The sequence below is a fragment of the Caenimonas aquaedulcis genome (genome assembly GCF_015831345.1).
GTDB lineage: Bacteria > Pseudomonadota > Gammaproteobacteria > Burkholderiales > Burkholderiaceae_C > Ramlibacter > Ramlibacter aquaedulcis.
Genome location: NZ_JADWYS010000001.1, coordinates 2,871,764 through 2,898,069 on the forward strand (window position 1 = coordinate 2,871,764; position 26,306 = coordinate 2,898,069).

The window sequence follows — 26,306 nt, forward strand, 5'->3', positions numbered from 1 at the left end:
ACCCATGTTTCTCATGAACTGCTGGTACGTGGCCGCCTGGGACCACGAGCTCATCGACGGCAGGCTGCTCGCGCGCACGCTGCTGAACGAGCGCATCCTCCTGTACAAGGGCGACAGCGGCAGGGTCGTGGCGCTGAAGGACCGCTGCTGCCACCGCGGTGCGCCGCTGTCCCTCGGCCGGCGGGAGGGTGACTGCATCCGCTGCATGTACCACGGCCTGAAGTTCGACGCGACGGGCAAGTGCATCCAGATCCCGGGGCAGGACAACATCCCGGCGAAGCTCGGCGTGCGCAGCTACCCGGTCGTGGAACGTGACCACCTCGTGTGGATCTGGATGGGCGAGCCCGAACGGGCGGATCCCGAGGACATCCTCGACTTCCCCTACCTGCGCGAGCCGCAATGGAAGGGCATCCCGGGCTACCTGCACTACGACGCGAATTACCTGCTCATCGTGGACAACCTGAGCGACTTCGCGCACCTGGCCTTCGTGCACACGAAGACGCTCGGGGGATCGGAGGAATATGCGTACGTCACCAAGCCGCTGATGATGGAGCGGCTCGAGCGGGGCTTTCGCGTGGAGCGCTGGCACATGGATGCGCCGCCGCCGCCCTTCCACAAGAAGGTGCTGCCGGCTGCGCAGAAGACGCAGAACGTGGACCGCCGCAACATCGGGCACATGCACATCCCGGGCAACTTCTTCCTGTTCACGCTGTTCTCGCCTGCCGGCACCGGCGCGGACAAGGGCAACATGGACGGCGCGAAGGAATACCGCAACTGCCAGTTCATGACGCCGGAGACGGACAGGACGACGCACCACTTCTGGATCTACCTGAACAACTTCGAGGGCGGCGATGCGAACATCTCGCGCTCGCTGCATGCCAGCCTGATCGAGGGCTTCATGGAAGACAAGCACATCATCGAGGCGCAGCAGCGCGCGATGGACGAAGACCCGGACTTCAAGCTGCTGGCGGTGGTGGCCGATGCGCCGCTCGCGCATTTCCGCCGGACGCTGGACCAGCTGATCGAGAAAGAGCGCGCGCCGGCAGCCTAGGCGGCCTTGCGGCGATTCACCAGGACGATCCCGACGGCGACCCCGCACAGCGCGAGCACGAGCTGCGCCGTCAGCGGCTCGTGCAGCAGCGCCACGCCCAGCACGAGCGCGAACACCGGCGTGAGGAAGGTGAAGGACGACATCTGCGTGGCCGGATAGTGCCGCAGCAGCCACATCCACGCGAGGTAGCTGGCGAAGGCGCCGACGACTGTCTGCATGGCGAGCGAGCCCCAGGCCCATGCGGGATAGTGCAGCGACCAGGTCTCGCCGAGCGCCAGCGACAGCAGGGGCGCCGCCACGGTGGTGACGGCCACCTGGTAGAACAGGGTCTTCTCCGCGCTGGCGGTGGCCATCGCGCTCGCGCGTATCACGAGCGTGGTGAGGCCCCAGAAGACGCCCGCCGCGATGGCGAACGCGTCGCCGCGCATCTGGTTGGCCGTGTGCGGGCCGTTGAAGCCTTCGCTGAATGCGACGGCCACCGCCGCGAAGGCGATGACGAGCCCCGCCCACTGGACCAGGCGCAGCTTCTCCGACGGCACGAAGCGGGGCAGCAGCAGCGCGACCACGAAGGGCGAGCTGTAGAGGAACACCGTGAGGCGCGACGCCGCGGTGTCGCGCAGGCCCAGATAGATGCAGCTGAATTCACCCGCGAAAAGCAGGCCCGCGAGCAGGCCCGGCCACAGGGTGCGGTCGCGCGCGAAGAGACGCACACCACGCGCCGCGCACCACGCCCAGAGCAGCACCGTGGCGCCGGCGAAACGAATCGACGCCTGCCAGAGCGGCGGAATCTCGGTGACGGTGGTCTTGATGAGGATCTGCTGGAAGCCCCAGAAGAGGCAGCAGGCCAGCAGGATGGAGACGGCGAGCGCGTCGAGGTGATGCTTGCGTTCGATCATCGTCCCGATGTTACGTGCCGCGCGCATTCAGCCGCGTGCGAGCTTGGCGAGCAGCTTTTTCAGCGCCGCCTTTTCGGAGGTTTCGAGCGTGCGCAGCATGGCGGCCTCGTGCGTGCGCGCCTTGTTGACGAGCGGCTTCACGAGGCGCTTGCCGGCGGCGGTGGCGACGACCAGCGTGCGGCGCTGGTCCGCCGGGTCCGCCTGCAGCGCCACCCAGCCCTGCTCGTTCATGCGCTGCACGAGCTTGGTGACGGTGGGCTGCTTGGACAGGACCTCGTGCGCGAGCTGGCTGATGGTCACCGGGTCGCCGTCGTGCAGCGTGGCGAGCACGCGCCATTCGATGGAACTCAGGCCCGCTGCGCGCACGTGCGCATCGAAGTCCTTGTAGAGGGCGTGGTTCGCCTGGCCGAGCAGGTAGCCCAGGTAGCCATCCACGAAACGTGGGTGCGCCATGGCGGCCCTCATCCCTGCACCGGATGCTCGGTGTAGTAGCGTCCGCCGTGGAAGAGCAGGGGGGAGGCGCCCGCGCGCCAGCTGCAGCGCTCCACCTCGCCGACGAAGATGACGTGGTCGCCCTCGTCGTAGCGGCTGCGGTTGAAGCATTCGAAGGCGGCCGCGGCGCCGGTGAGCAGCGGGGAGCCCGCGAGCCCTTCCGTGAAGTTCACCCCGCTCCAGCGGTCCGCGCCCTTGAGCGCGAAGCGTTCGGCGAGCGCCTTCTGGTCGTTGGCCAGCACGTTGATCGCATAGTGGGAGCCCGCGCGGAAGGCAGGCAGGGACGCGGCGGCCTGCGCGAGGCTCCACAGGACGAGCGGCGGGTCGAGCGAGACCGAGTTGAATGAATTGGCGGTGAGGCCGATGACCTGCCCATCCGCAGTGCGTGCCGTGACGATGGTGACGCCGGTGGCGAACATGCCGAGCGCCGCGCGGAACTCCTGCGACGAGAAGCTGGGCGGCTGGGCCTTCCTGGGCGGCGTCATGTCGGGTGTTGCATGAATTTTCATGTATTATGGACTGAAAGCGAGAGACCATGTTGCCACCCCTCCTGGAGCCCGCCTGGGTCCACGCATTCGAGGCCGTGCTGGCCCGCTGCGCGCTGCGGCCGGGCGACACCGTGGCCGTGCTGGGGGAAAGCACCAGCCGCCCGGAACTCCCGGCGCTCGCGCGGTTCGCGGCGCAGCGGATGGGCTGCAAAACCTTCGACATCGTGGTGCCCACGCCTTTCGAGCCCGGGCCCGCCGTCCGTTCGACCGGCGCTTCTTGCGCACTGCGGCAATCCCCTCCCGTCATTGCCGCGCTGGCCGCGAGCACGCTTGTCCTCGACTGCACCGTGGAAGGGCTGATGCACGCGCCCGAACTGCCCGCCATCCTGAAGGGCGGCGCCCGCGTGGTGTACATCAGCAACGAGCATCCGGAAGCGCTCGCGCGCCTCGTACCCGGCGACGCGCTCGAGCCGCTCGTGAAGGACCACGTCAAGCGGCTGCGCGCGGCGCGCGAGATGCGCGTTGCCTCGCCCGCCGGCACGGACCTGCGCATCTCGCTGCAAGGTGCGACCTGCGGCGGCAACTGGGGCTACACGTCGCGGCCCGGCACGATGACGCACTGGCCCGGCGGCCTGGCGCTCGCGTTCCCCGCCGCCTCCAGCGTCAACGGCACGCTGGTGCTCGCGCCCGGCGACGTCAACCTCACCTTCAAGCGCTACATCGAACAGCCCGTCACGCTGCGCATCGAGGGCGACTATGTGACCCGCATCGAGGGCGACGGCGTCGACGCGCAGCTGATGCGCAGCTACATCGACGCGTGGGGCGATCGCGACGCGTACGCGGTCAGCCACGTGGGCTATGGCCTGAACGCCGCCGCGCGCTGGGACAGCATGGCGCTGTACGACAAGCGCGATTTCAACGGCACGGAGCTGCGCGCCTTCGCGGGCAACTTCCTCTACAGCACGGGCGCGAACGAAGTCGCGGGGCGCCACACGCGCGGGCACTTCGACCTGCCCATGCGCCATTGCACGGTGGAGCTCGACGGCGTGGCCGTGGTGGACGCGGGGGCGGTGGTCGCATGAATCCCCCCGCCTTCACCGTCCTGGGCGGCGGGCCCACCGTGCTGATGCTCCACGGCATCGGCGGCGGCCACCTGTCGTTCGCGCCGCAGGTGGAGACGCTCGCCTCGTCGGGCTATCGCGCCATCGCATGGGACATGCCGGGCTACGGCCGCAGCGCGCCGATCGAGCCGTACAACTTCAAGGGCCTCGCGCAAAGCTGCATCGCGCTCATCGAGAACCTGCAGTGCGGCGACGTCGTGCTGGTGGGCCACAGCATGGGGGGCATGGTCGCGCAGGAGGTCATGGCGCGCCGACCCGAGCTCGTGAGCAAACTGGTGCTCTGCGGCACGTCGCCGTCCTTCGGCAAGCCCGACGGGCAGTGGCAGCGCGAGTTCATCGCGCAGCGCACCGCGCCGCTGGACGCGGGCAAGACGATGGCCGAGCTCGCGCAAGTGCTGGTCCCCCAGATGGTGGGGCCGGGTTCGCTGCCCGAGGGCGTGCGCCTCGCCGCGCATTGCATGGGCCTCGTGCCCGCGTCGACCTACCGGCGCGCGCTCGAGGCGCTGGTCACCTTCGACAGGCGCGCAGCCCTTGCGCAGATCCGCGTGCCGACGCTCGTGATCGCGGGCGAGCACGACAGGAACGCACCGCCGGCGGTCATGAAGAAGATGGCCGATGCGATCGCCAACAGCACCTACCTGGAGATGCCGGGGATCGGCCACCTGCAGAACCTGGAAGCGCCCGACGAATTCGACGGGATGCTGCTGAACTTCCTCGCGTTGCCGCGCGAGTTGATGCACTAGGTGGGGACAAGGACAAGGCGATGGACTCACTGCCCGCGCTCGGATTCACGCCCGCTGTCGGCGACCTGCCCTTCACCGCGCAGCAGCGGTCGCTGCTGGCGCTCGCCCACGAGCTCGGGCGAACGAAGTTCGCGCCGCGCGCCGCGCAGTGGGACCGCGAGGCGGCCTTCCCCATGGCGAACTACGAGGACCTGCGCACGGCGGGCTTGCTGGCCCTGTGCGTCCCGAAGGATCACGGCGGGTTGGGTGCCGACTACGCGACCTACATGCTGGTCGCGGCGGAACTCGGCCGGTTTTGCGGGGCCACCGCGCTCACCTACAACATGCACATCTGCTCGACGATGTGGACGGGCGTGCTGGCCGACGGCATCGCGATGACGGATGCGCAGCGCGCGGAGCATGCGCACCGACGCGAGCTGCATTTCCGCCGCGTCGTGCAGGACGGCGCGATCTATGCGCAGCCCTTCTCCGAAGGCAGCGCCGCGGCCGCGGGCCGCGCGCCCTTCGGCACGACGGCGCGCAAGGTCGATGGCGGCTGGGTCGTCAACGGCCGCAAGATCTTCGCTTCGCTCTCCGGCGCCGCCGACTACTACGGCGTGCTGTGCACGGAGGACAAGGGCGACGAGAAGCCCGACGCGCGCGACACCCTGTATCTCGCGGTGCCTGCCACGAGCGAAGGCTTCACCATCGGCGGCGAGTGGGACCCGCTCGGCATGCGGGGCACGGTCAGCCGCAACCTCGGCTTCAAGGAGGTGTTCGTCTCCGACGACGAACAGCTGATGCCGCGCGGCATCTACTTCCGCGGCGCGCAGACCTGGCCCGCGATGTTCTTCACGCTCGCACCCACCTATCTCGGCATCGCGAACGCGGCTTACGACTTCACGGTGAGCTACCTGCGCGGGGAAGTGCCGGGGGAGCCGCCCGTGAAGCGCCGCATGTACCCGACCAAGCAGGTCGCGGTCGCGCAGATGCGCATCCAGCTCGAATCGATGAAGAGCCTCTTCACGCGCGCCATCCTCGAAGCTGGGCCGAACCCCTCGAAGGACGCGCGCATGCGCCTGTACGCGGCGCAGTACAGCGTCATGGAAGGCGCGAACGACATCGCGCGGCTGGCCATCCGCACCTGCGGGGGCCAGAGCATGATGAAGCACCTGCCGCTCGAGCGGCTCTACCGGGACAGCCGCTGCGGCTCGCTGATGCTGCCCTGGACCGCCGAACTGGTGCTGGACCGCATGGGCCGCGAAACCCTGTACGAGCCCGGCGAGCGGGACGAGTAGGGTGGCCGTGCGGGGCGGGTTGTAAGAAACGGCGCCGGGCCCCGACAACCGGGGTCGATGCGCCCACGGCGCCCTGTCTGTCCCACCCCCGGAGGTCCCATGGAACCTGCAGTACGCCCGCCACCCCTCCTCTATCGGCACCGCTTGCCCGTGCGCGTGATGCACTGGATCAATGTGCTCTGCCTGGTCATCCTGCTCATGAGCGGGCTGCAGATCTTCAATGCCCACCCGGCGCTCTACTGGAGCCAGGACTCGCGCGACTCCACCCGCATCATGCAGATCACGCAAAAGCAGGTGGACGGCCAGTGGCGCGGCGTCACCCGCATCGGCGGCGCGGAGTTCGACACGCACGGCGTGCTGGGCACCTCCCTCGGCGCGGATGGCGAGTACGCGGCGCGCGCCTTCCCGTCGTGGGCGACGATTCCCGGCACGCAATGGCTGGCGATGGCCCGCGTGTGGCACTTCTTCTTCGCCTGGCTGTTCGTGGTCAATGGCATCGCCTATGTGCTGTGGACGATTTTCAGCGGGCACCTGCGCCGCGACATGCTGCCGACGCGGGGCGAATGGCGCGGCATCGGGCGTTCGGTCAAGGACCACCTGCTGCTGCGCCATGCCCACGGCGAGGACGCGCGGCGCTACAACGTCCTGCAGAACATCGCCTACCTCACCATCGTGTTCGGCGTGCTGCCGCTCATCGTGCTCGGTGGCTGGGCGATGTCGCCGATGATGGATTCCTTCGCGCCCGGATGGGTGGACCTGCTGGGCGGGCGGCAGGCGGCGCGCACGCTGCATTTCGTCGCGGCGGTGCTGCTGGTCGCCTTCGTGCTCGTGCACCTGTTCGAGGTGATCGTCACGGGCCTCGTCAACAACCTGCGGTCCATGGTCACCGGTTACTGGAGGCTGCCGAAATGAAGAAACTTGCGAAACCCCGATTCGAACAGCGCCGCGAGCGGCGTGGCTTCATGCGCGCGGGGCTGGCGCTCGCCGCGACCGGCGGGCTCGCCGGCTGCGACGCGCTCAGCCACAACGACACCGCGGTGGACATCCTGCGCAGCGCGGAGTCGCTGAGCAACAGCGTGCACCGCGTACTGGGGCGCCGCGCGATGGCGCAGGAGTTTTCGCCTTCGGACGTTCCGCCGGTCTTCCGGGCCAACGGCACGACGATGCCCCCGGGAGAGGACTATGCCGAGATGGTCGCGACCGGGTTCGCGGACTGGCGATTGACGGTCGACGGCCTGGTCGGCAAGCCGCTGGAGCTCACGATGCAGGAGTTGCAGGCGATGCCCACGCGCACGCAGATCACCCGGCACGACTGCGTGGAAGGCTGGAGTTGCATCGGGCAGTGGAAGGGCGTGCGCCTGTCGCACCTGCTGGGACTCGCGCAGGTCCGGCCGGAAGCGAAATTCGTGGTGTTCCACTGCCTCGACCAGATGGACGCGGACGACGAGGACACCGTGTACTACGAGAGCATCGACATGGACGATGCATTTCACGAGCAGACGATCCTCGCCTGGGAGCTCAACGGAAAACCGTTGCCTGTCGCCAATGGGGCGCCGCTGCGCGCGCGCATCGAGCGGCAGCTGGGATACAAGCAGCCGAAGTACCTGCACCGCATCGAACTGGTGGAAAGCTTCGCCGCCCTGCGCGGCGGGCGCGGCGGCTACTGGGAAGACCAGGGCTACAACTGGTACGGCGGGATATAGGTTCCCGACAATCCATTTTTCGCGAAGCCGTAGAAGTCGAAGGCCATGTCCGGCTGCGCGCCGCAGATCAACTCCGCGATGGCCTTGCCCGAACCGGCGCCGTGCGTCCAGCCGAGCGTCCCGTGGCCCGCGTTCACCCAGAGCTTGCCGACCGGCGTGCGGCCGATGTAGGGGATGTTGGTCGGTGTCGCGGGACGCAGTCCCGTCCAGAAGCGCGGGTTGCCGCCGTCTTCTTCGGTGCGCGTGTCGCAGACCCCGGGCAGGACTTCCTCGATGCGCTGCGACAGCATGCGGCAGCGCGCCTTGGCGAGGGGCGTTTCGAGGGACGTGTCGTAGCCGGAGAGTTCGATCGTGCCGGCGACGCGCAATTCGTCGCCGAGGCGGCTCATCGCGCACTTCACCTCGTCGTCGATGGTGCTGACGAAGGGCGCGAGCGCGGGCTTCAGGAGCCGGAACGTCGCGCTGTAGCCCTTGCCGGGATAGATCGGCAGGTCGACGCCGACGGTGCGAAGCAAGGGCGCGCTGTAGGAGCCGCAGGCGACGACCACCGCGCCCGCATGCAGCTCGCGCCACACGCCGGTGTTGCGGTCGCGTACCGTGACCGATTCGACCGCGCCGCCCGCCTTCGACAAACGCACGACATCGTGTCCGTAGAGAAAGCGCGCGCCTCGCGCCGCGCAGCGTTGGGCCAGCTGCTCGGTGAAGCGCCGAGCGTCGCCGCTCTCGTCGCTCGCGGTGAACGTGCCGCCGACGATGCGGTGGCGAAACGACTGGAACGCGGGCTCGATCGCGAGCAACTCGTCCCGGCTCACGACCTGGCGCTGGACGCCGAACTTCTGCATCAGCAGCGCGGCGTCCCCCGCCGCGTCGAACGACGCCTGGTCGGTGAAGTAGTGGGCGATCCCGCGTTCCAGCCGCTGGTAGTCGATGCCCGTCGCGCGCACGACGTCTTTCAGCGCCGCATGGCTGAAGGAGCCGAGGGCGACGAGTTGCCGCACGTTGCGCTCGAAGGCGGCGTCATTGCACTGCGCGAGGAACTGCAGGCCCCAGCGCCATTGCTGCCAGTCCAGCTGGGGGCGGAACAGCAGCGGCGCGTCGTTGCGGAACATCCACTTGAGCAGCTTGGCCGGCGCGTGCCGGTTGGCCCAGGGTTCGCAATAGCTCACCGAGATCTGCGCGGCGTTCGCGAAACTCGTCTCCTGCGCCGCGCCCGCTTGCCGGTCGACCACCGTCACGTCGTGGCCGCGTTCGAGCAGGTGCCAGGCGGTGCTGACGCCGATGATGCCGGCGCCCAGGACGAGGACTTTCATGGCGCGGAGTTTGCGTCAGCTTGTCGTGCAATAAAAGAAAAATTAAACTCTCAGGCAAAACATCAGGCTTGCTTATAAGAAAGCCCACTTTCATGAGTACGTTCGATCCCGACGCGCTGGAATGCCTCGCCGCCATCGTCGAAGAAGGCGGTTTCGAGCGCGCCGCGCAGCGCCTTTCCATCACGCAATCGGCGGTGTCGCAGCGCTTGCGCGCGCTCGAAGCGCAGGTCGGCACGGTGCTGATCGTCCGCAGCCGGCCGCTCAAGCCGACGTCCGCAGGCCGCCTGCTGCTCAAGCACACCAAGCAGATGCGCCTGCTGCGCGCGGACCTCGAGCGCGACCTGAAGGAGTTGGCGCCCAGCTCCACGGGCGGCGCGAGGGAGGAGGAGCGCGTGTCGATCGCGATCAACGCGGACAGCATCGCGACCTGGGCGTTGCCCGCGCTCAACGAACTCGCGCGGCAGGGCCTCCCGATGGAAATCATCGCGGACGACCAGGACTTCACGCAGGAATGGCTGCGCGAGGGGCAGGTCCTCGGTTGCGTCACCACGCTCAGGCAGGCGCTGCGCGGGTGCAAGGTGGTGCCGCTCGGCGCGATGCGGTATGTCGCGGTCGCGCGGGCGGACTATGCGCGCGAGCGCTTTCCCGAGGGCTTCGGCCCGCACGCGTTCCGCGACGTCCCCTTCATCGCGTTCAACCGCAAGGACGACATGCAAAGCGAGTTCGTGGCCAAGTGCTTCGGGCTCAAGCGCGTCGCCCTGAACCAGCTGTTCGTGCCCAGCTCGGAGGGCCAGGTGCGCGCCGTGCTGGCGGGCTGGGGGGTGAGCGTCGTGCCGGAACTCCTGGCGCGCGGCCTGCTGGCGCAGGGGGACCTGGTGAACGTGGCGCCGTCCTGTTCCTTGCCGATCCAGCTCTACTGGCACTGCTGGAACCTCGAATCGGAAGTGCTGGACGCGCTGACCGCCGCGTTGACGCAGGCCGCGGCCGCACAGCTCGCCGCGCCCTGAAGGCGCGCAGCGTTCAGTCGCTGTTCTGCGCGAGCAGGGTCTGGCGCAGGGCCTGCGCCTTGTCCTCGTCGAAGCCGCCCTCGGCACGGGCCAGCACCTTGCCCTCGCGGTTGAGCACGAGCACCCAGGCGTGCTCGGTGCCCGACAGGCCCGCCGCGCGGATGAACGCGTCGCGGTCCGTGAAGACCGGCACGAGGCGCGAGCGATCGCTCTCGGCGGGATGGCGGGCGAGCAGCTTGTTCTCGATGTCGCCGCGGGCGTTGTCGGTACCGGGGTCGTTCAGCACCGGCATGCGGAACCAGGGGATGGAGGAGTCGCGATCCAGGCGCAGGCCCTGGATCCAGCTGTCGATCTCGACGCGGTGGCCGCGCGTGAAGGTGACGAGGGCCAGGGTGCGTTCGGCCGGCAATCCCTGCGGAAGCACCATCTTCTGCTGGTCGAGGCGCTTGGCCGACACGGTGGGCATGCGGCCCAGCAGGCTGGATTCGCTCGGGGCGAGGACCGCCAATGCGACGGCCCCCGTCACGGCCGCGAGCCATGCGAGGGTAGGGGTCCACATTGTTCTTTTCATTGGCGCCTCCGATGCAAGGTGAAGTGTTCCACGACCACCCCACCGGGAAAACGTCCAGCTTGTAAAGAACTCGGGGTAGTTGTTGCAGGCGTGCAAGATTCACGCCGCGCCGCGCGCACCACGATCAGGCGACGTCGAGCACGAAATGCTCGCGGAACCCTTCCTGCTCGCCGCGCTTGGCATACCCCAGGGTGTTCGCGACGACGCGGCAGCCGCCGGCGACATAGTCCTGCTGGCAATGCAGGTGCCCGTGGAACCACCATCGGGCAAGGGGGAGCAGCCCATCCATCGAATTGCAGAACCCGGCGGTCCCTGGCGTCAGCCCGTAGCGCGGGTCGGCGCTCAGGAGGCTGGGCGCGAAATGGGTGACGACGACCGTCGTGCCGTCGAAGGGTTCGGCCAGCGCCGCGCGCAGCCACGCCTCGCATTCGAGCGCGAGTTCGCGCCATTGCGGTGCGAGCATGGGTTCGCCGGCGCGCGTGGTGCCCGTCTTCTGCAAATAGAAGTTGGCGGCCCGATAGGCTTTTTCGCGCTTCTTCATCCACAGCGTCGGCGAAACGCGGTCCGCGTCGGTGATGAGCGCGTCGAAATCCGCCCACAGCGTGGTGCCGATGAAGCGCACCCCCTGGACCACGGCCGTCCGGCGTTCGAGCCAGGTGATGCCCAGCCGCTCGCAGGTGTCGCGCAGGCGGGCGTGCGTGGCGTCGAAATCGAGGTTGTCGTACTCGTGGTTGCCCGGCACGTAGAGCACGGGCACGGGCCAGCCATGGCGCGGGGAAAAGCGTTCGAGGCCGAAGTCGTCGCCCTGCAACTGGCTGCCCGCCTGGTAGGAGCCGACGTCGCCGGCGAGCACCAGGAGCTGCGCGCCGGGCGCGGGCGTGGGCCGATAGTGCGGGTGCACCTCGAGGTGCAGGTCGGACATCAGCTGGATTTTCATCCGGCCATTGTGCGGGTCCGCTCAGGACGCCGGGGGCGCGTGCAGGCGCACCTCGAAGGTCGTGCCTTCGCCGGGCTCGCTGCGCACGTCGATGCTGCCGCGATGCAACTCGACGCATTCCTTCACGATGTGCAGGCCGATGCCCGTGCCCTGGATGTTCCCCACGTTGGTGCCGCGGTGGAAGGATTCGAAGAGGCGCGGCAGGTCCGCGGGCGGAATACCGATGCCGCGGTCGGTGATGGAAAAGCGCAGGCGGTCGCCGTCCGCGCTGGCGACGCAGGTCACCGGCGTGTCCGGCGGCGAGTACTTGAGCGCGTTGCCCAGCAGGTTCACCAGGATGTGGCTCACCAGCTTGGCGTCGACCATACGCGGCTGGTCTGCGCCTTCGCACTGCATGGTGATGCGCGACGCCTGCTCGTGCGACTGGTCCATCTCGGCCGCGACCTGCACCAGCAGCTGCGGGATGTTGCGCGCCTGCGGCTCGAAGCGGAACCGGCCCGATTCCAGGCGGCTCGTCACGAGCACCTGCTCCACCATCTTGTTCATGCGCGCGACGGCGTTCTTGATGAGGCCGACGATCTCCTTGCGCTCGCCCTCGGGCAGCCGCGGGCCGTAGTCGTCCAGCAATTCGATGGAGGACAGGATCGCCGCGAGCGGCGTGCGGAATTCGTGCGAGGCGACCGCGACGAAGCGCGACTTCAGCTCGGACAGCTCGCGTTCGCGCGCGAGGGCCGTGCGCATGTCCTGCTCGGCCTGGCGGCGCTCGGTGACGTCAGTGAGGAAGTTGAGCGTGGCGGGCGTGTTCTGCCACTCGAACAGCACGGCGCTGATCTCGAGCCAGCGCGTGTCGCCATTCGCATGGATCACGCGGAACTGGTAGTGGTTTTCCACCGGTTCGCCCTTGAGGCGGCGCGTGTGGTTGCCGAGCACGCGTTCGCGGTCGTCGGGATGGATGAACTCGATGAAGGGCTTGGATTTCGCCGTCTCGTCGTCCATGCCGGTGAGCTGCAGCGCGCGCGGGTTCGCGTAGAGGATGCGGCCGCCGGCGGTCACGAGGATGCCCTCGTTCACGTTCTCGACCACCTTGCGGTACTTCGCTTCCGATTCGGCCAGCGCCTTCTCGTTGGCCTTGCGCCGGGAGATGTCGCGGATGAACGAGCTGAAGGTATAGCCCTCGCCCGTCTTCACCGGCCAGATCGAGAGTTCGGCGTGGAATTCCTCGCCGCTGCGCCGCAGCGCCAGGGTTTCGACGCGGCGGTTGAAGATCGGCGCGGTGCCGTCGCGCAGGAAGCGCGCGATCCCCTCGTCGTGATGCTTGCGGAACGCGACGGGGATGATCATGTCGGTGAGCCGCTTGCCCAGGGCCTCGTCGCGACGGAAGCCGAACATCCGCTCCGCCGCTTCGTTCCAGTCGACGATGCTGCTCTTCTCGTCGATCGTGATGACCGCGTCGTTCGCGCTCGCGATGAGCGCCTGCATGCGCTGCGTCGCGTCGTTGAGGCTGCGCTCGGCGTCGGTGCGGCGGGAGGCTTCCTCCCGCAGTTGCGCGCTGGTGTCGAACTGCCAGCTGACGTCGCGGGCCACGTGCACGACGTAGGGCTGCCCGGCCGGCCCGTTGGCGACGAATGCCTGTTCGCGGATCCGCGCCGTCCGCGCGGGCCGGTCGGCGGTCGCCGCCACTGCGGTGCGGAACTCGTCGCTGTAGCCCGCCTCGGGCAACTGGTCGCGCGCGCGCCGCATCCGTTCGCGGTCCTCCGGGTGCATGCGGTCGATCAAGGCGTCGTGCCCGTGGGGCAGGCCCTTCGCGCTGACGCCCCAGAAGCGCTCGAACGCGGGGTTGGTGTAGACGATCCACCCGTCGACCGGCGACCACGCCCACATCATCTCGTCGATGGCGCGGCCCAGGGGATCGAGCCACTGGGCGGCCTGCGAGGAAGCATCGGAGCTGGACTGCGCGCTCATCGCCGGAGCATAGCGCCTGCCAGCCCGATCAATGAGAGAACTATCGACCTGCGCCATGCGCCGCGCGGACCGGGTGATGCACGACGGGCATGGAGTGCATGCGCTTTTGGGCTTGTAACCCTAGGGAAAACCCTTATTCTTGGTGCATCCGGCTCATCCGCCGTCCTGAAAGTCTCCCATGTTTGCCCTGTTCGCCCCCCTTACCCGGCTCTTTGCCCTGCGCCCGGCTGTTGCCACCGCCGGCGTTGCCCGCCGACTCATGGAAAGCGCCGGCGCACGTTCCGACGCCCGCCAGGCCGAGGAACTGCGCAGCGCCGCCTACGCGTACCTGCGCGTCGTCCGCTAAAGGCGCGCTCAGAGGCGCACGCCCGCCGCCTTGACGGTCGGTGCGAGCTGTGCGACCTGCTCCTTCACGAAAGCCGTGAAGGTCGCCGGACTGGCCGGCTGCTCGGTGATGCCGAGCTCGTTCATCTTCTTGCGGATGTCCGCCTGCGCGAGGATTTCGTTGCAGGCGGTGTTGAGCCGCGCCACGATGTCCGCCGGCATTTTCGGCGGGCCGGACAACCCGAAGAAGTTGTCCAGCACCAGGCGGCGATGGCCGGCCTCGACGATGCTCGGCACGTCCGGCACCAGCGGCGAGCGGTTCGCGGACGTCACCGCCAGCGGCACCAGCTGGCCGCTCTTGAAGTAGGGGACAAAGGCCGTGAGCACGTCGATGCCCACCGGCACCACCCCGGCGATCAGGTCGGTGGTCATCGGGGCACCGCCGCGATAGGGCACATGGACCATGTTCAGGCCCAGCGCGTTCTTGATCAATTCCCCGTAGATGTGACCGATCGACGCCGGACCGCCCGAGCCGAAGTCCAGTCGGCCGCTCCGTTTGGCGAACGCTTCCAGGTCCGCCATGGTCTTCAGGCCCGACTTGGGATTGGCCATCACCACGCACGGCGCGGAGCCGATGAGCGCGATATGCGTGAAGCCCTCCACCGGGTCGTAGGGTTGCTTCTCCAGCGCGAAGGGGCCGATGGAGATCGGCGTGGAGTTGGAAAGCATGAGCGTGTAGCCGTCCGGTGCGGCCTGCGTGACGACCGAGCCGCCGACGCTCCCACCCGCACCGGGCCGGTTGTCCACCACGACGCCCTGGCCGAGCTTGTGCGCAAGCTGCTCGGCCATGACCCGCGCGACGATGTCGCTCGCGCCGCCGGGGGGAAAAGTCACGATGATCTTGATGGGCTTGTCGGGCCAGGCGGCGAACGACGGCAAGGACAGGCTGGCGGCGCCCGCGGCCAGCACGCGAAGGGCGCCGCGCCGCGGCATCGGGAGAAGGGGTTGTTTCATGAAGCTTCCTTTCGCGGTTTCCATCATGAAGCCGCGCACCTTCCCGACGCAAGGCGCATGCCACGGCCTGTCGCTCAGGTGTCCCCGAAGGCCTGGCGCGCGGCGGCCGCCACCGCGAGGCGCAGCCAGGCATGGTCGCTGCGCTGCCCCTGCCGGCGGTGCCACAGCGAATCGACGTGCACCGGGGAAACGTCGAACGGGATGTCCCGCATCACGAACTGGTCCTCGATGCCCGTCACGCGCACGAAATGGCGGGGCATCACGGTGAGCAGGTCCGAGCCGATGACCACCTGGCCGGCGGTGAAGAACTGGTTGACGGTCAGCACCACGCGGCGCTTGCGCCCGAGCGATGCCAGGGCCTCGTCGACGAAGCCGTAGGGCCGCCCGGAAAAGCTCACCAGCAGGTGGTGCGCGGCGCAGAACTTCTTGATGGTCAGCGGGCCCGTCGCGAGCGGATGACCTTTGCGCATGATGCAGACGTACTCGCCGGTGAAGAGCCGCTGGTGGTCGAAGGCGGGCATGCTGCCCGCCTGGGCTTGCGCCGTCAGGTCCGTGATCACGGCGCGGAAGTAGCCGACGGCCAGGTCGATCTGGCCCTCGTCGAGCAGCTTGCGCGGGTCCCGGGTCGTGAGCGGCAGCACGCGCATCGACACTCCCGGCGCATCCCGCTCGATGATGCGCACCAGCCCCGGCATGATCTCCGCCGCCGTGGCGTCGGCCATGCCCAGCAGGAAGGTATTGGTCGCCTCGGACGCCACGAAGTCGGCGGGCGAGAGCGAGATTTCCATCTGTCGCAACGCATCCGAGATCGCGGGCCACAAGGCGAGCGCCCGGGGCGTGGGCTCGATGCCGTAGCCGCTGCGCACGACCAGCTTGTCGCCCACGGATTCACGCAGGCGGTTCAGCGCGTTGCTGACCGCGGGCTGCGTCATGTTGAGGTTCTTCGCCGCCCGGGTCAGGTTCTTCTCGGCCATGACCTGGTCGAAGACCCGCAGCAGGTTCAGGTCCAGCGTCCTGAAGTTGGGGGCTTTCATCACCACGGTGAATGATATCCATCATGAATCTAAATTGGCAATATATCAGTGCTTACCCTAATATCCTTCTACGCCATTGGCAATACCGCCACCGGCGCAAGAAGGGGAAGAAACCATGGCCATGACCAGCTTTGCACACGTCGACAATCCTGCCGAACACCCGGGCCTGATCCGCGTCGAGCGGTTCGCCACCAGCGTCCAGAACGCCTACCGCAGCCTCAGCGCACCGCGCGCCGGCGCGAGCCTCCTGCTCGCGGCGATCGTGGCGGCCCTCGTCGTCGTCGCCAACCAGGTGATCGACACCTGGACCGAAGGCCACCTGCTCGCCGCCTGGATCGTGATGTGGGCCGTCGCCTTCGCCGCCCTCGCCCTGCTCGCCAGCCCCGCCAAGCGCTTCGTCGCCGGCAGCCGCCGCACCGTGCGCCGCTGGTCGGTCGCCCGCCAGCAACGCATCCAGGACGAGAAGCTCTGGAAGGTCGCCCTGACCGACGCCCGCGTGATGGCCGATATCAGCCGCGCGATGAGCGCCGGCGCCACCCGCGACGTCCGGACCTACTACTGAAAGCCGGCGATGGCCGCCTTCGTCCACACCAGCCGGCTGCAAATGGCGCTTCGCCACCTGCCCGCGCCGCTGCTGGCCGCGCTGGATGCCTGGTCGGTGCGCCGCGCGCGCGAGCGGCTCGAGAAGCGACGGGAAGCGCTGCGAAAGCCCGAGGTGGAAGCCCCGGTGCCGTACCGGCCCAAACCCTGGCGCGATTGATCCCGCCGCTCCAATGAAAAAGCCACCTCGCGGTGGCTTTTTCATTGGAGCGCGGCTGCCTCAGGCGGCGAGGCGCTTTTCGATCTGTGCCTTGGTCTCGCCCAGCTCTGCGGGCAGGTGATACGCGAGCTGCTCGAAGAGCTCGGCGTGCAGCTGCAGCTCCTTTTGCCACGCAGCCTGGTCGATGCTGGTGACGGACTTGAACTGGTCGGCGCTGAAATCCAGGCCCGTCCAGTTCATCTCGCCATAGCTCGGGCTCACGCCGAACACGTGCTCGTTGCCCTGCACCTTGCCCTCGATGCGGTCGATCATCCACTTGAGCACGCGCATGTTCTCGCCGTAGCCCGGCCACACGAACTTGCCGTCCTCGCCCTTGCGGAACCAGTTCGTCGTGTAGATGCGCGGCAGCTTCGCGCCCGCGGCTTCCATCTTCTTGCCGAGGTTCAGCCAGTGCTGGAAGTAGTCGGACATGTTGTAGCCGGTGAAGGGCAGCATCGCGAAAGGGTCGCGGCGCACCGCGCCGTTGCCGCCCGCCATCGCGGCGGTCGTCTCGGAGCCCATCGTGGCGGCCATGTACACGCCCTCGACCCAGTTGCGCGCTTCGGTGACGAGCGGCACGGTGGTGGAGCGGCGGCCGCCGAAGATGAAGGCGTCGATCGGCACGCCGGCAGGGTCGTCCCAGGCGGAGTCGAGCGCGGGGTTGTTGATGGCGGAGACCGTGAAGCGCGCGTTGGGGTGGGCGGCTTTCGCGCCGGTCTGCTTCGCGATCTCGGGCGTCCAGTCGTTGCCCTGCCAGTCGATGGCGTGCGCGGGCGCGGGGCCCATGCCCTCCCACCAGACATCGCCGTCGTCCGTCAACGCGACGTTCGTGAAGATCACGTTCTTGTCCAGGCTGGCCATGCAGTTCGGGTTGGTCTGCGTGTTGGTGCCGGGGGCGACGCCGAAATAGCCGGCCTCGGGGTTGATCGCATGCAGGCGGCCGTCGGCGGCCGGCTTGATCCAGGCGATGTCGTCGCCGATGGTCGTGACCTTCCAGCCGTCGAAGCCCTTGGGCGGGATCAGCATGGCGAAGTTGGTCTTGCCGCAGGCGCTCGGGAACGCCGCCGCGACGTGGTATTTCTTGCCTTCGGGGTTGGTCACGCCCAGGATGAGCATGTGCTCGGCGAGCCAGCCTTCGTCACGGCCCATGGTGGACGCGATGCGCAGCGCGAAGCACTTCTTGCCCAGCAGCGCGTTGCCGCCGTAGCCGGAGCCGTAAGACCAGATCTCGCGCGTTTCCGGGTAGTGGACGATGTACTTGGTGCTGTTGCAGGGCCAGGGCACGTCCTTCTGGCCGGCGGCCAGGGGAGCGCCCACGGTATGCACGCAGGGCACGAATTCGCCTTCCACGCCCAGCACGTCGTACACGGCCTTGCCCATGCGGGTCATGATGCGCATGTTCACGGCGACATAGGGGCTGTCGGACAGCTCGATGCCGATGTGCGCGATGGGGGAGCCGAGCGGCCCCATCGAGAAGGGCACCACATACATCGTGCGGCCGCGCATGCACCCGTCGAAGAGCGGCTGCAGCGTCTTGCGCATCTCGGCCGGGGCCATCCAGTTGTTGGTCGGGCCGGCGTCTTCCTTGCGGGCCGAGCAGATATAGGTGCGGTCCTCGACGCGCGCGACGTCCGTCGGGTCGGAGCAGGCGAGGTAGGAGTTCGGGCGCTTGACCGGGTCCAGCTTGCGGAAGGTGCCGGCATCGACCAGCTGGCCGCAGAGGCGGTCGTATTCTTCCTGGCTGCCGTCGCACCAGTAGATGGCGTCGGGCTTGCACAGCGCGGCCATGTCGGCCACCCAGGCGAGCAGCTTCGCGTTCTTGACGTAGGCCGGGTTGTTCAAATTCAGCCCCTGCATCACGGGAGAGTTCATCCAAAGCTCCATAAGTTAAACCTGGTTTCCAAAGGGAGCTCGGGAGGAGGCGGGGGACGAGCATCCCTTTTGAAACAGGGTTCGCTCAGTCGGCGCGGGTGTTGCATGGATGGGCAACACGGTCGGCGGGAAGGGGTGGCTTCACGTCCGCGGAACGGCTGGGAAAGCCAATTCTAGGGACCGGCGCTCGGTGCCGGCTGTCAGACGGGAGGAAAACAATGCAAAACTTGCATGAGGTTATGCATGCAATTCCGAGGGGTCTGCGGCGCGGCGCCGCACCCGTTCAGGCCATGTAGATGGCGATGAATGCCAGCAGGAACATCAGGACGCCACCGACCACCGGCAGGACGAGCGGGATGGCGGGCACGATGGCTTCGACCGCATCCTGCGGTGGCTGCGGCTCGCCGTGGGTGGCAGGTGCTTGGGGGCTGGACATGGAGATTCCTTGGGATTCGAAGAGGGGGTGTAGCGGTGGATTTTAACTTGGGGTCACAGCAGCGCGTAGGTGACGCTCGCGCGGCAGACGCTCTTGCCGTCGTTCGCGCCGCGGATGTCGATCTCCCCGAACGCCATGGACTTTCCCGCGCGCAGCACACGGGCCTGCACGAGCGCGTCCTGGCCGGACAGGGGCTTGAGGAAGCTGCTGCTCATCTGCACCGTGGTGCAGGGGCGGAATTCGCCGAAGTGCTGGATCAGCGCGAGCACCATCGCCGTGTCCGCCGCCGCCATCATGGCCTGGCCGCACAGCATGCCGCCGACGCGCGACAACTCGGCGCTCTGCGGCAGGCGGGCCGTCACCCCATCCGCGCCGAAGCCTTCGACTCGAAGGTTCAGCGCCTGCACCCAGGGCGCGAAATATTCGGCGAGCGCGCCCTGCAAGGTTTCCTTGTCCATCACTGCTCCTGCGCGGCGAAGCCGCCTGCATGCAGCGCGTCGATCACACCCTGGATGTGGTCGCGACCGCGGGTCTGGATGACGAGCTCGATCTCCACGTTCTGCGCAGCCAGCATGGTGAACGCGCGCTGGTGGTGCACCTCGTCGATGTTGGCGCCCGCTTCGCTGACGATGGCGGTGATGCGCGCGAGCGAGCCCGGCACGTCGCGCGCGCTCACGCGGATGCGCGCGAGGCGCCCCGCGCGCACCATGCCGCGCTCGATGATGGCCGCCAGCAGCAGCGGGTCGATGTTCCCGCCGCCCAGCACCAGCCCGACCTTGCGCCCCTTGAAGCGCTCCGGATGCTTGAGCAGCGCGGCGAGGCCCGCGGCGCCGGCGCCCTCGACCAGCGTCTTCTCGATCTCCAGCAGCATCACGATGGCCTGCTCGATGTCGCCTTCATCGACGAGCAGCATATCGTCGACATGCCTTTCGATGATCGCCTGCGTGATCCGGCCGGGCGTCCCGACCGCGATGCCCTCGGCGATGGTGCTGCCGCCCTGGGGCAGCGATGCATGCTTGAACGCGTTGAACATGTTCGGGAAGCGAAGCGTCTGCACGCCGATCACCTCGATCCCCGGCTTGATCGCCTTGGCGGCTACCGCGATGCCCGCGATGAGTCCCCCACCGCCCACCGCGACCACCAGCGTGTCCAGGTCCGGCACGGCCTGGAGCATCTCGATGCCCACCGTGCCCTGGCCGGCGGCGATCGCCTCGTCGTCGTAGGGATGCACGAACGTGAGCTGCTGCGCCGCGGCCAGCTGCTGCGCATGGCTGCGCGATTCGTCGAGCGTGTCTCCATGCAGCACGATCTCCGCGCCGAAGCTGCGGGTGCGCTCGACCTTCACGCCCGGCGTGAACCGCGGCATGACGATCACCGCGCGCATGCCCAACCGTTGCGCGTGATACGCGACGCCCTGCGCGTGGTTGCCCGCGCTCATCGCGATCACGCCGCGCCGTTTCTCCTCGTCGCCCAGCTGGACCAGCTTGTTGCAGGCCCCGCGCTCCTTGAAGGACGCGGTGAACTGGAGGTTCTCGAACTTCAGGAAGACCTGCGCGCCCGCGATCTGCGAGAGCGTGCGCGACTCCACGCAGGGCGTGTCCAGCACTTGGCCCTGGAGGCGTTCGGCGGCGGCGCGGATGTCGGCAAGTTCGATCATGGGAGGCGGACAGTCGGAAAGCTGGCCGATTGTCGGCGGGAAATCACGCGGAAGTAAGGCTTTCCCCACAATCAGCATCTTCCATGTAGCATCAACCCGCGTTATCGTCGGCGCACAACGGCTCCTGGAGGCGTTTTCCCCATGGTCAAGCGTTCGGTGGATGTGCAGTTGCTCCCCTCACCGGGTCTCAAGGACGCGCCGGTGCTGGACCTCATGTGCTCGCACTTCGTGCTGACGCTCGCCGCCAAGCAGGGCGGCAAGTTCAATGTGCGCCGCGACCTGAACGGCCTGCTCTCGCTGGCGGGAAGGCACCTCGTGTGGCCCGCGCCGGCCCTCGCGCGCCTGCGGGAGTTCCTGGAGCGGCGCTGCAGGGACAACGAGTTCTGGCGTGGCCACGAACTTCTCGGCACGCGCGAATTCCTGGATCGCCACGGCGTGTGGCGCGGCCCCTATGAAGAAGGAACGCTCTTCTTCTACCTGGATGAATACGCGAAGGACCAGCCCAAGGACCTGCTCTCGGTTCTCGCCGTGACGGGCGACTGGCTCACGCACGCGCTCAAGAAGCATTCCACGCTGGTCGAGAAGAACATCGACGCGCTCTCCGGCCTGCTGCAACTCAACAAGGCCGAGCGCGCCCTGCTGCTCTACGGCACGCTCGCGCGCTACCAGCGCGACCTGCGCAGCATCCTCGTGGAGTTCAAGGTCAACAATGCGCCGGAGGCCTATGCGGCCATCGCGGACCTGGCCGGAGTCAACGCGACCGAAGTGGGCGAGGCGCTGCGCGCCGGGTCGCGGCTCGAGCGCATCGGCCTGGTGGAAAACCTGATCTCCGAGCACAACATCACCGACCTCGCGGACCTGATGAAGGTGAGCGAGAAGCTGCCGCCCGTGCTGATGCGCGAATACCGCGACCAGAACGAATTGATGGCGGTATTCACGCGTCCCTCGGCCAAGAGCCAGCTCGGGCCGGGCGACTTCAGCTTCGTGCAGGAGGACGCGCAGGTGCTGTGCTCGCTGCTGCGCAATGCGGTGGCGCGCAAGGAGCCCGGCGTGAACGTGCTCCTCTACGGACCGCCGGGCACCGGCAAGACGGAGCTCGCGAAGGTCGTGGCGCAAGCCGCGGGCCTGGAGCTGTTCGAAGTGGAATACGCGGATCGCGACGGCAACTCGCTGTCGGGCCGCGACCGCTACCGCTCGCTGCAGATCGCGCAGGTGTTCCTCAAGGGCAGCGCGCAGGCGGCGCTGCTGTTCGATGAAGTCGAGGACGTCTTCCCGCCGATCTCAAGCGAAGCCGCGCAATTGATGGCGCGGGCCGAGCAAGTGGTGGCGCCGCCAAGCGGCAGCGTCAGCGGCAAGGCCTGGGTCAACCAGATCCTCGAGTCGAATGCCGTGCCCACGATCTGGGTCACCAATCGCATCGAGCAGATCGACCCGGCGTTCCGCCGCCGCTTCGCGTATCACCTGGAATTGAAATCGCCGCCGCCCGGAGCTCGGGAAGGCCTCGTGCGAAAGACGCTCGAGGGCGTCACGGTATCGGCCGAATTCGTCGGGAAGCTGACCGAGCGCAAGGGGCTGACGCCCGCGCAGATCCGCACCGCCGTGCGCTTCGCGGGTCTCGCGACCACCGAAGGCCATGCGATGGAAAGCCTGATCGAGCGGCAATTGCGCAATTCGGACCAGGCCTTGGGCAATCGCGCGGCCGACACCGGCGTGCGTCGCAGCGTCACGACCTACGACCTGGAGATGCTCAACGTCGAATCGCGCTTCGAAGTGCCGCGCATCGTGCAGGCGCTCAAGGCGCGCGGGCACGGCAGCCTGTGCTTCTACGGCGCGCCGGGCACCGGCAAGACGGCATTGGCGGAACACATCGCGAAGAGCCTGGACAAGCCGCTGCTCGTGAAACAGGCCAGCGACCTCATGAGCAAGTTCGTCGGCGAGACCGAGCAGAACATGGCCGGCATGTTCCGCGATGCGGAGACCGAAAAGGCCGTGCTGCTGCTCGACGAGGCCGACAGCTTCCTGCAGGACCGCCGGGGTGCGCAGCGCACCTACGAGGTGACGGAGGTCAACGAGATGCTGCAGGGCATGGAGCGCTTCAACGGCATCTTCGTGTGCACCACCAACCTCATGGACCGCATCGACCAGGCGGCGTTGCGGCGCTTCACGTTCAAGATCCGCTTCCGGCCGCTCACGGCGGCGCAGCGCGAGAAGATGTTCGTGACCGAGGCGCTCGCGGGGAACGCAGCGCTGCTCACCGACGACGAGCGCTCGCGCCTCGCGAGGTTGGACCAGCTGTGCCCCGGCGACTTCGCCGCGGTCAAGCGCCAGGTGGACATCCTCGCCGCGGAGTTCAGCGCGGCCGAATTCCTGGACCAGCTCGAATCCGAGCACCGCATCAAGCCCGAAGTGCGCGAGGCGCGCAACATCGGCTTCCTGCAGTAGCCGCAGGACGCGCCTAGGACGCGCCGACGACGCGCAGCACTTCCTCGCCGTAGGCGGCGAGTTTCTTTTCCCCGATCCCGCTGACGCCACGCAGTTCGTTGAGCGTCTGCGGCATCAGCGCAGCGATCGCCGCGAGTGTCGCGTCGTGGAAGATCACGTAGGCCGGCAGGTTGTGCGCGCGCGCGACTTCCGCGCGCCAGGCCTTCAGCGCGTCGAAGCGTGACTGGCCGTCCTGCGTCAGGCCCGCGGCCACCGCCGGCGGCGCGGACTTCGCGCCGCGGCTGCGCTGGCGCCCGCCGCCGCCGGCCGCCGCGGACACCGATTCGCGCAGCTGCACCTGCATCTCGCCCTTGAGCACCGCGCGCGAGCCGTCGGTGAGCTGCAGCGTGTTGAACGCCTGGGCGTCCACCGCCAGCGCGCCGGTGGCGATCAATTGCCGCAGCACGCCACGCAGTTGCGCCTCGCTGAATTCCGATCCGATGCCGAAGGTGCTGAGGCGCTCGTGCCCGAACTGCGCGACCTTTTCGGTCTTCTTGCCGCGCAGGATGTCCATGATGTGGCCGGCGCCGAAGCTGATGCCGCTTAGCTGCTGCACGCGGTAGATCGTCGAGAGGAGCTTGCGCGCCGCGTCCGTGCCGTCCCAGACTTCCGGCGGCGAGAGGCAGTTGTCGCAATTGCCGCAGGGCCCGGACGCCTCGCCGAAGTAACCGAGCAGGCGCACGCGCCGGCAGTCGGTGGCTTCGGCGAGCGCCAGCAGCGCGTCGAGCTTGCCGCGCATCACCTGCTTGAAGTCTTCGCCGGCGGGGCTCTCGTCGATCATGCGACGCTGGTTCACCACATCCTGCAGGCCGTAGGCCATCCACGCCACCGCAGGCAAGCCGTCGCGGCCTGCGCGCCCCGTCTCCTGGTAGTAGCCCTCGATGTTCTTGGGCATGTCCAGGTGCGCGACGAAGCGCACGTCGGGCTTGTCGATGCCCATGCCGAAGGCGATGGTCGCGACCATGACGACGCCTTCCTCGCGCAGGAAGGTGTCCTGGTTGGCTTGCCGCACCTGCGCATCGAGGCCCGCGTGGTACGGCAGCGCGCGGATGCCTTCCCTGGCGAGCATCTGCGCGATGTCTTCGACGCGCTTGCGCGACTGGCAATACACGATGCCGGCCTCGCCCTCGTGGTCCCGCTCGAGCAGGCGCAGCAATTGCGTCGTCGCTTCCTTCTTCTCGACGATGGTGTAGCGGATGTTCGGCCGGTCGAAGCTGCTGACGAACTGGCGCGCTTCCTGCAGCTGCAGCCGCTCCACGATGTCCTCGCGGGTGATCGCATCCGCGGTGGCCGTAAGCGCGATGCGCGGGACGCCCGGGTAGCGCTCGTGCAGCACGGTGAGGGCGCGGTATTCCGGGCGGAAGTCGTGACCCCACTGGCTCACGCAATGCGCCTCGTCGATCGCGAACATGCTCAGCTTGCCGCGCTCGTACATCGAATCGAGTTGCGCGAGGAAGCGCGGCGTCGTCACGCGCTCGGGCGCCGCGTAGACCAGCGTGATCTCGCCGCGAAGCATCTGCTTTTCCACCGCGTTGGCGGCTTCGCCGGAGAGCGTGGAGTTGAGGAACTGCGCTTCGACGCCGGCCTCGTGCAACGCGCCGACCTGGTCGTGCATCAGCGCGATGAGCGGCGACACCACGATGGCGACGCCGTGGCCCGCGCGCTGCCGCGCAATCGCGGGGATCTGGTAGCACAGCGACTTGCCGCCGCCCGTGGGCATGAGCACGAGCGCGTCGCCGCCGGCCACGACGTGGTCGACGATGGCGCCTTGTTCGCCGCGGAACCGGTCGTAGCCGAAGACGTCGTGAAGGATGGAGTCGGGAGCGGGGGAGAGCGTCTGCAAGGCGGTCATCGTCCGGGGGAAAGAACCTCGAGGGGCCGGGAAATGCCCGGCGTCCCTACAATGATGCCATCATGAAACCGATCATCTACACCCGTGGGCAGGCTTTGCCCGGCATTCTCGGGAAACGCATCGCGATCCTCGACGGCGCCATGGGCACGATGATCCAGCGTTTCAAGCTCACCGAGGCCGATTACCGCGGCCGGCGCTTCGCCGACCACCCGCGCGACCTGAAGAACAACGGCGACCTGCTGAGCATCACGCGGCCGGACGTGATCCGCGACATCCACGAAGGCTACCTCGCGGCCGGTGCGGACATCATCGAAACCAACACCTTCGGCGCCACGAGCATCGCCCAGGACGACTACGAGCTCGGCCACCTCGCCGCGGAGATGAACCTTGCTTCCGCGAGGATCGCGCGCGCTGCGGCGGACAAGTTCTCCACGCCGGACAAGCCGCGCTTCGTCGCCGGCGCCCTGGGCCCCACGCCCAAGACCGCCAGCATCAGCCCCGACGTGAACGACCCCGGCGCGCGCAACGTCGATTTCGAGCAATTGCGCGCGGCCTACTTCGAGCAGACGAAAGCGCTGGTCGAGGGCGGATCCGACTTGCTGCTCGTTGAGACGATTTTCGACACGCTCAACGCGAAGGCGGCGCTGTTCGCGATCGACGAATACTTCGAGCAGTCCGGCGAGCGATTGCCGCTCATCATCAGCGGCACGGTGACGGACGCGTCCGGCCGCATCCTGAGCGGACAAACCGTGACAGCGTTCTGGTACAGCGTGCGCCATGCACGCCCCTTGGCCGTCGGCCTGAACTGCGCGTTGGGCGCGGCGCTGATGCGCCCGTACATTCAGGAGCTCAACCGCGCGGCGCCGGACACGTTCATCAGCTGCTACCCGAACGCCGGGTTGCCCAATCCGATGAGCGACACGGGTTTCGACGAGACGCCCGAGGTCACCTCGCGCCTGCTGCACGAATTTGCCGCCGAGGGCCTCGTCAATATCGTGGGCGGGTGCTGCGGTACCACGCCGGACCATATCGCCAGCATCCGCGCCGCAGTGGAACCGCTGCCCGGGAGAGCCCTGCAGCGCGAATTCTTCTACAAGGAAGCCGCCTGACGCCGGAATGGCGCAGGGCCCGGCCTTTCGAACGCCCCGGCAAGCGGTAACTCGCCGGGGCCTCGTCAATCGGGCCTCGCGGGTAAGCCGGCCGTCTGCTTGAACTATGGGCCACGGGCGGGCGCAAGCCATCCTGTTTTTCTGAGAAATCGCAGCCTTCTCGGGAAACT

At 67.9% G+C, this 26,306-nt stretch carries 26 protein-coding genes; 12 read left to right on the forward strand and 14 right to left on the reverse strand.

Annotated features, from left to right (window positions below):
• Positions 1-4 precede the first annotated feature (4 nt).
• Positions 5-1,051 carry an aromatic ring-hydroxylating dioxygenase subunit alpha gene (locus tag I5803_RS13800; protein ID WP_196986921.1) on the forward strand — a complete coding sequence of 349 codons (1,047 nt, stop codon included), beginning with the start codon at positions 5-7 and terminating at the stop codon, positions 1,049-1,051.
• Here the strand turns inward: I5803_RS13800 and I5803_RS13805 are convergent.
• The 3 genes from I5803_RS13805 to I5803_RS13815 are packed head-to-tail and all read right to left on the reverse strand — an operon-like array spanning position 1,048 to position 2,924.
• Positions 1,048-1,947 carry a DMT family transporter gene (locus tag I5803_RS13805; protein ID WP_196986922.1) on the reverse strand — a complete coding sequence of 300 codons (900 nt, stop codon included), beginning with the start codon at positions 1,945-1,947 and terminating at the stop codon, positions 1,048-1,050. The genes I5803_RS13800 and I5803_RS13805 overlap by 4 nt on opposite strands.
• A 27-nt stretch (positions 1,948-1,974) precedes the next feature.
• Positions 1,975-2,400 (reverse strand): MarR family winged helix-turn-helix transcriptional regulator, encoded by a 426-nt coding sequence (locus tag I5803_RS13810; RefSeq protein ID WP_196986923.1) that lies wholly within the window; start codon positions 2,398-2,400, stop codon positions 1,975-1,977.
• Positions 2,401-2,408: 8 nt separating this feature from the next.
• On the reverse strand, positions 2,409-2,924 hold the full coding sequence (locus tag I5803_RS13815; protein ID WP_196988563.1) for a flavin reductase family protein: 516 nt from the start codon (positions 2,922-2,924) through the stop codon (positions 2,409-2,411).
• Between the two features lie 50 nt (positions 2,925-2,974).
• On the opposite strand from I5803_RS13815, the gene I5803_RS13820 reads away from it, so the two are divergent.
• The 5 genes from I5803_RS13820 to I5803_RS13840 all read left to right on the forward strand — a co-directional run bounded on the left by I5803_RS13820 (position 2,975) and on the right by I5803_RS13840 (position 7,771).
• On the forward strand, positions 2,975-4,009 hold the full coding sequence (locus I5803_RS13820; protein WP_196986924.1) for a 2,5-dihydroxypyridine 5,6-dioxygenase NicX family protein: 1,035 nt from the start codon (positions 2,975-2,977) through the stop codon (positions 4,007-4,009).
• Positions 4,006-4,791, forward strand: a complete 786-nt coding sequence (locus I5803_RS13825) for an alpha/beta fold hydrolase (protein WP_196986925.1) — start codon at positions 4,006-4,008, stop codon at positions 4,789-4,791. The genes I5803_RS13820 and I5803_RS13825 overlap by 4 nt, the downstream gene beginning before the upstream one ends.
• Before the next feature lie 20 nt (positions 4,792-4,811).
• Positions 4,812-6,068 (forward strand): acyl-CoA dehydrogenase family protein, encoded by a 1,257-nt coding sequence (locus I5803_RS13830; protein WP_435520855.1) that lies wholly within the window; start codon positions 4,812-4,814, stop codon positions 6,066-6,068.
• Between the two features lie 99 nt (positions 6,069-6,167).
• A complete protein-coding gene (locus tag I5803_RS13835; protein WP_231402419.1) occupies positions 6,168-6,980 on the forward strand; it encodes a cytochrome b/b6 domain-containing protein in 813 nt (270 codons plus the stop codon).
• Positions 6,977-7,771, forward strand: a complete 795-nt coding sequence (locus tag I5803_RS13840; protein ID WP_196986927.1) for a molybdopterin-binding protein — start codon at positions 6,977-6,979, stop codon at positions 7,769-7,771. Before I5803_RS13835 ends, I5803_RS13840 begins: the two co-directional genes overlap by 4 nt.
• On the opposite strand, the gene I5803_RS13845 is transcribed toward I5803_RS13840, so the two are convergent.
• Positions 7,747-9,081, reverse strand: coding sequence for a D-amino acid dehydrogenase (locus I5803_RS13845; RefSeq protein ID WP_196986928.1), 1,335 nt, complete (start codon positions 9,079-9,081; stop codon positions 7,747-7,749). The genes I5803_RS13840 and I5803_RS13845 overlap by 25 nt on opposite strands.
• Positions 9,082-9,173: 92 nt before the next feature.
• Between I5803_RS13845 and I5803_RS13850 the strand changes: the two genes are divergently transcribed.
• Complete coding sequence (locus I5803_RS13850) at positions 9,174-10,088, forward strand: LysR family transcriptional regulator ArgP (RefSeq protein ID WP_196986929.1); 915 nt, start codon at positions 9,174-9,176, stop codon at positions 10,086-10,088.
• A 13-nt stretch (positions 10,089-10,101) separates the two neighbouring features.
• On the opposite strand, the gene I5803_RS13855 is transcribed toward I5803_RS13850, so the two are convergent.
• The 3 genes from I5803_RS13855 to I5803_RS13865 all read right to left on the reverse strand — a co-directional run bounded on the left by I5803_RS13855 (position 10,102) and on the right by I5803_RS13865 (position 13,558).
• On the reverse strand, positions 10,102-10,647 hold the full coding sequence (locus I5803_RS13855) for a hypothetical protein (protein WP_231402420.1): 546 nt from the start codon (positions 10,645-10,647) through the stop codon (positions 10,102-10,104).
• A 136-nt stretch (positions 10,648-10,783) separates the two neighbouring features.
• Positions 10,784-11,596: a metallophosphoesterase gene (locus I5803_RS13860; RefSeq protein ID WP_196986931.1), complete on the reverse strand. Its 813-nt coding sequence runs from the start codon at positions 11,594-11,596 to the stop codon at positions 10,784-10,786.
• Between the two features lie 21 nt (positions 11,597-11,617).
• Positions 11,618-13,558: a sensor histidine kinase gene (locus tag I5803_RS13865; RefSeq protein ID WP_196986932.1), complete on the reverse strand. Its 1,941-nt coding sequence runs from the start codon at positions 13,556-13,558 to the stop codon at positions 11,618-11,620.
• Between the two features lie 178 nt (positions 13,559-13,736).
• Between I5803_RS13865 and I5803_RS13870 the strand changes: the two genes are divergently transcribed.
• Complete coding sequence (locus I5803_RS13870) at positions 13,737-13,904, forward strand: hypothetical protein (RefSeq protein WP_196986933.1); 168 nt, start codon at positions 13,737-13,739, stop codon at positions 13,902-13,904.
• Between the two features lie 8 nt (positions 13,905-13,912).
• Here I5803_RS13870 and I5803_RS13875 read toward each other — a convergent pair whose 3' ends face one another.
• Positions 13,913-14,896: a Bug family tripartite tricarboxylate transporter substrate binding protein gene (locus tag I5803_RS13875; RefSeq protein ID WP_231402421.1), complete on the reverse strand. Its 984-nt coding sequence runs from the start codon at positions 14,894-14,896 to the stop codon at positions 13,913-13,915.
• Between the two features lie 74 nt (positions 14,897-14,970).
• Positions 14,971-15,930, reverse strand: a complete 960-nt coding sequence (locus tag I5803_RS13880) for a LysR family transcriptional regulator (protein ID WP_196986935.1) — start codon at positions 15,928-15,930, stop codon at positions 14,971-14,973.
• A 121-nt stretch (positions 15,931-16,051) separates the two neighbouring features.
• On the opposite strand from I5803_RS13880, the gene I5803_RS13885 reads away from it, so the two are divergent.
• Complete coding sequence (locus I5803_RS13885; RefSeq protein ID WP_196986936.1) at positions 16,052-16,492, forward strand: hypothetical protein; 441 nt, start codon at positions 16,052-16,054, stop codon at positions 16,490-16,492.
• Positions 16,493-16,501: 9 nt separating this feature from the next.
• Entirely contained in the window at positions 16,502-16,690 is a 189-nt protein-coding gene (locus tag I5803_RS13890; RefSeq protein WP_196986937.1) for a hypothetical protein, read from the forward strand.
• A gap of 60 nt (positions 16,691-16,750) precedes the next feature.
• Here the strand turns inward: I5803_RS13890 and I5803_RS13895 are convergent, their stop codons facing one another.
• From I5803_RS13895 to I5803_RS13910, 4 genes are all read right to left on the reverse strand, one after another.
• Entirely contained in the window at positions 16,751-18,601 is a 1,851-nt protein-coding gene (locus I5803_RS13895) for a phosphoenolpyruvate carboxykinase (GTP) (protein ID WP_196986938.1), read from the reverse strand.
• A gap of 283 nt (positions 18,602-18,884) precedes the next feature.
• A complete protein-coding gene (locus tag I5803_RS13900; protein WP_196986939.1) occupies positions 18,885-19,037 on the reverse strand; it encodes a hypothetical protein in 153 nt (50 codons plus the stop codon).
• A gap of 53 nt (positions 19,038-19,090) precedes the next feature.
• Entirely contained in the window at positions 19,091-19,495 is a 405-nt protein-coding gene (locus I5803_RS13905; RefSeq protein WP_196986940.1) for a PaaI family thioesterase, read from the reverse strand.
• On the reverse strand, positions 19,495-20,694 hold the full coding sequence (locus I5803_RS13910; RefSeq protein WP_196986941.1) for a threonine ammonia-lyase: 1,200 nt from the start codon (positions 20,692-20,694) through the stop codon (positions 19,495-19,497). Before I5803_RS13910 ends, I5803_RS13905 begins: the two co-directional genes overlap by 1 nt.
• A gap of 141 nt (positions 20,695-20,835) precedes the next feature.
• Between I5803_RS13910 and I5803_RS13915 the strand changes: the two genes are divergently transcribed.
• On the forward strand, positions 20,836-23,136 hold the full coding sequence (locus tag I5803_RS13915; RefSeq protein ID WP_196986942.1) for an ATP-binding protein: 2,301 nt from the start codon (positions 20,836-20,838) through the stop codon (positions 23,134-23,136).
• A 13-nt stretch (positions 23,137-23,149) separates the two neighbouring features.
• Here I5803_RS13915 and recQ read toward each other — a convergent pair whose 3' ends face one another.
• Positions 23,150-25,027, reverse strand: coding sequence for a DNA helicase RecQ (gene recQ, locus I5803_RS13920; RefSeq protein ID WP_196986943.1), 1,878 nt, complete (start codon positions 25,025-25,027; stop codon positions 23,150-23,152).
• Positions 25,028-25,089: 62 nt separating this feature from the next.
• Between recQ and I5803_RS13925 the strand changes: the two genes are divergently transcribed.
• Positions 25,090-26,136, forward strand: coding sequence for a homocysteine S-methyltransferase family protein (locus I5803_RS13925; RefSeq protein WP_196986944.1), 1,047 nt, complete (start codon positions 25,090-25,092; stop codon positions 26,134-26,136).
• Positions 26,137-26,306: the final 170 nt, after the last annotated feature.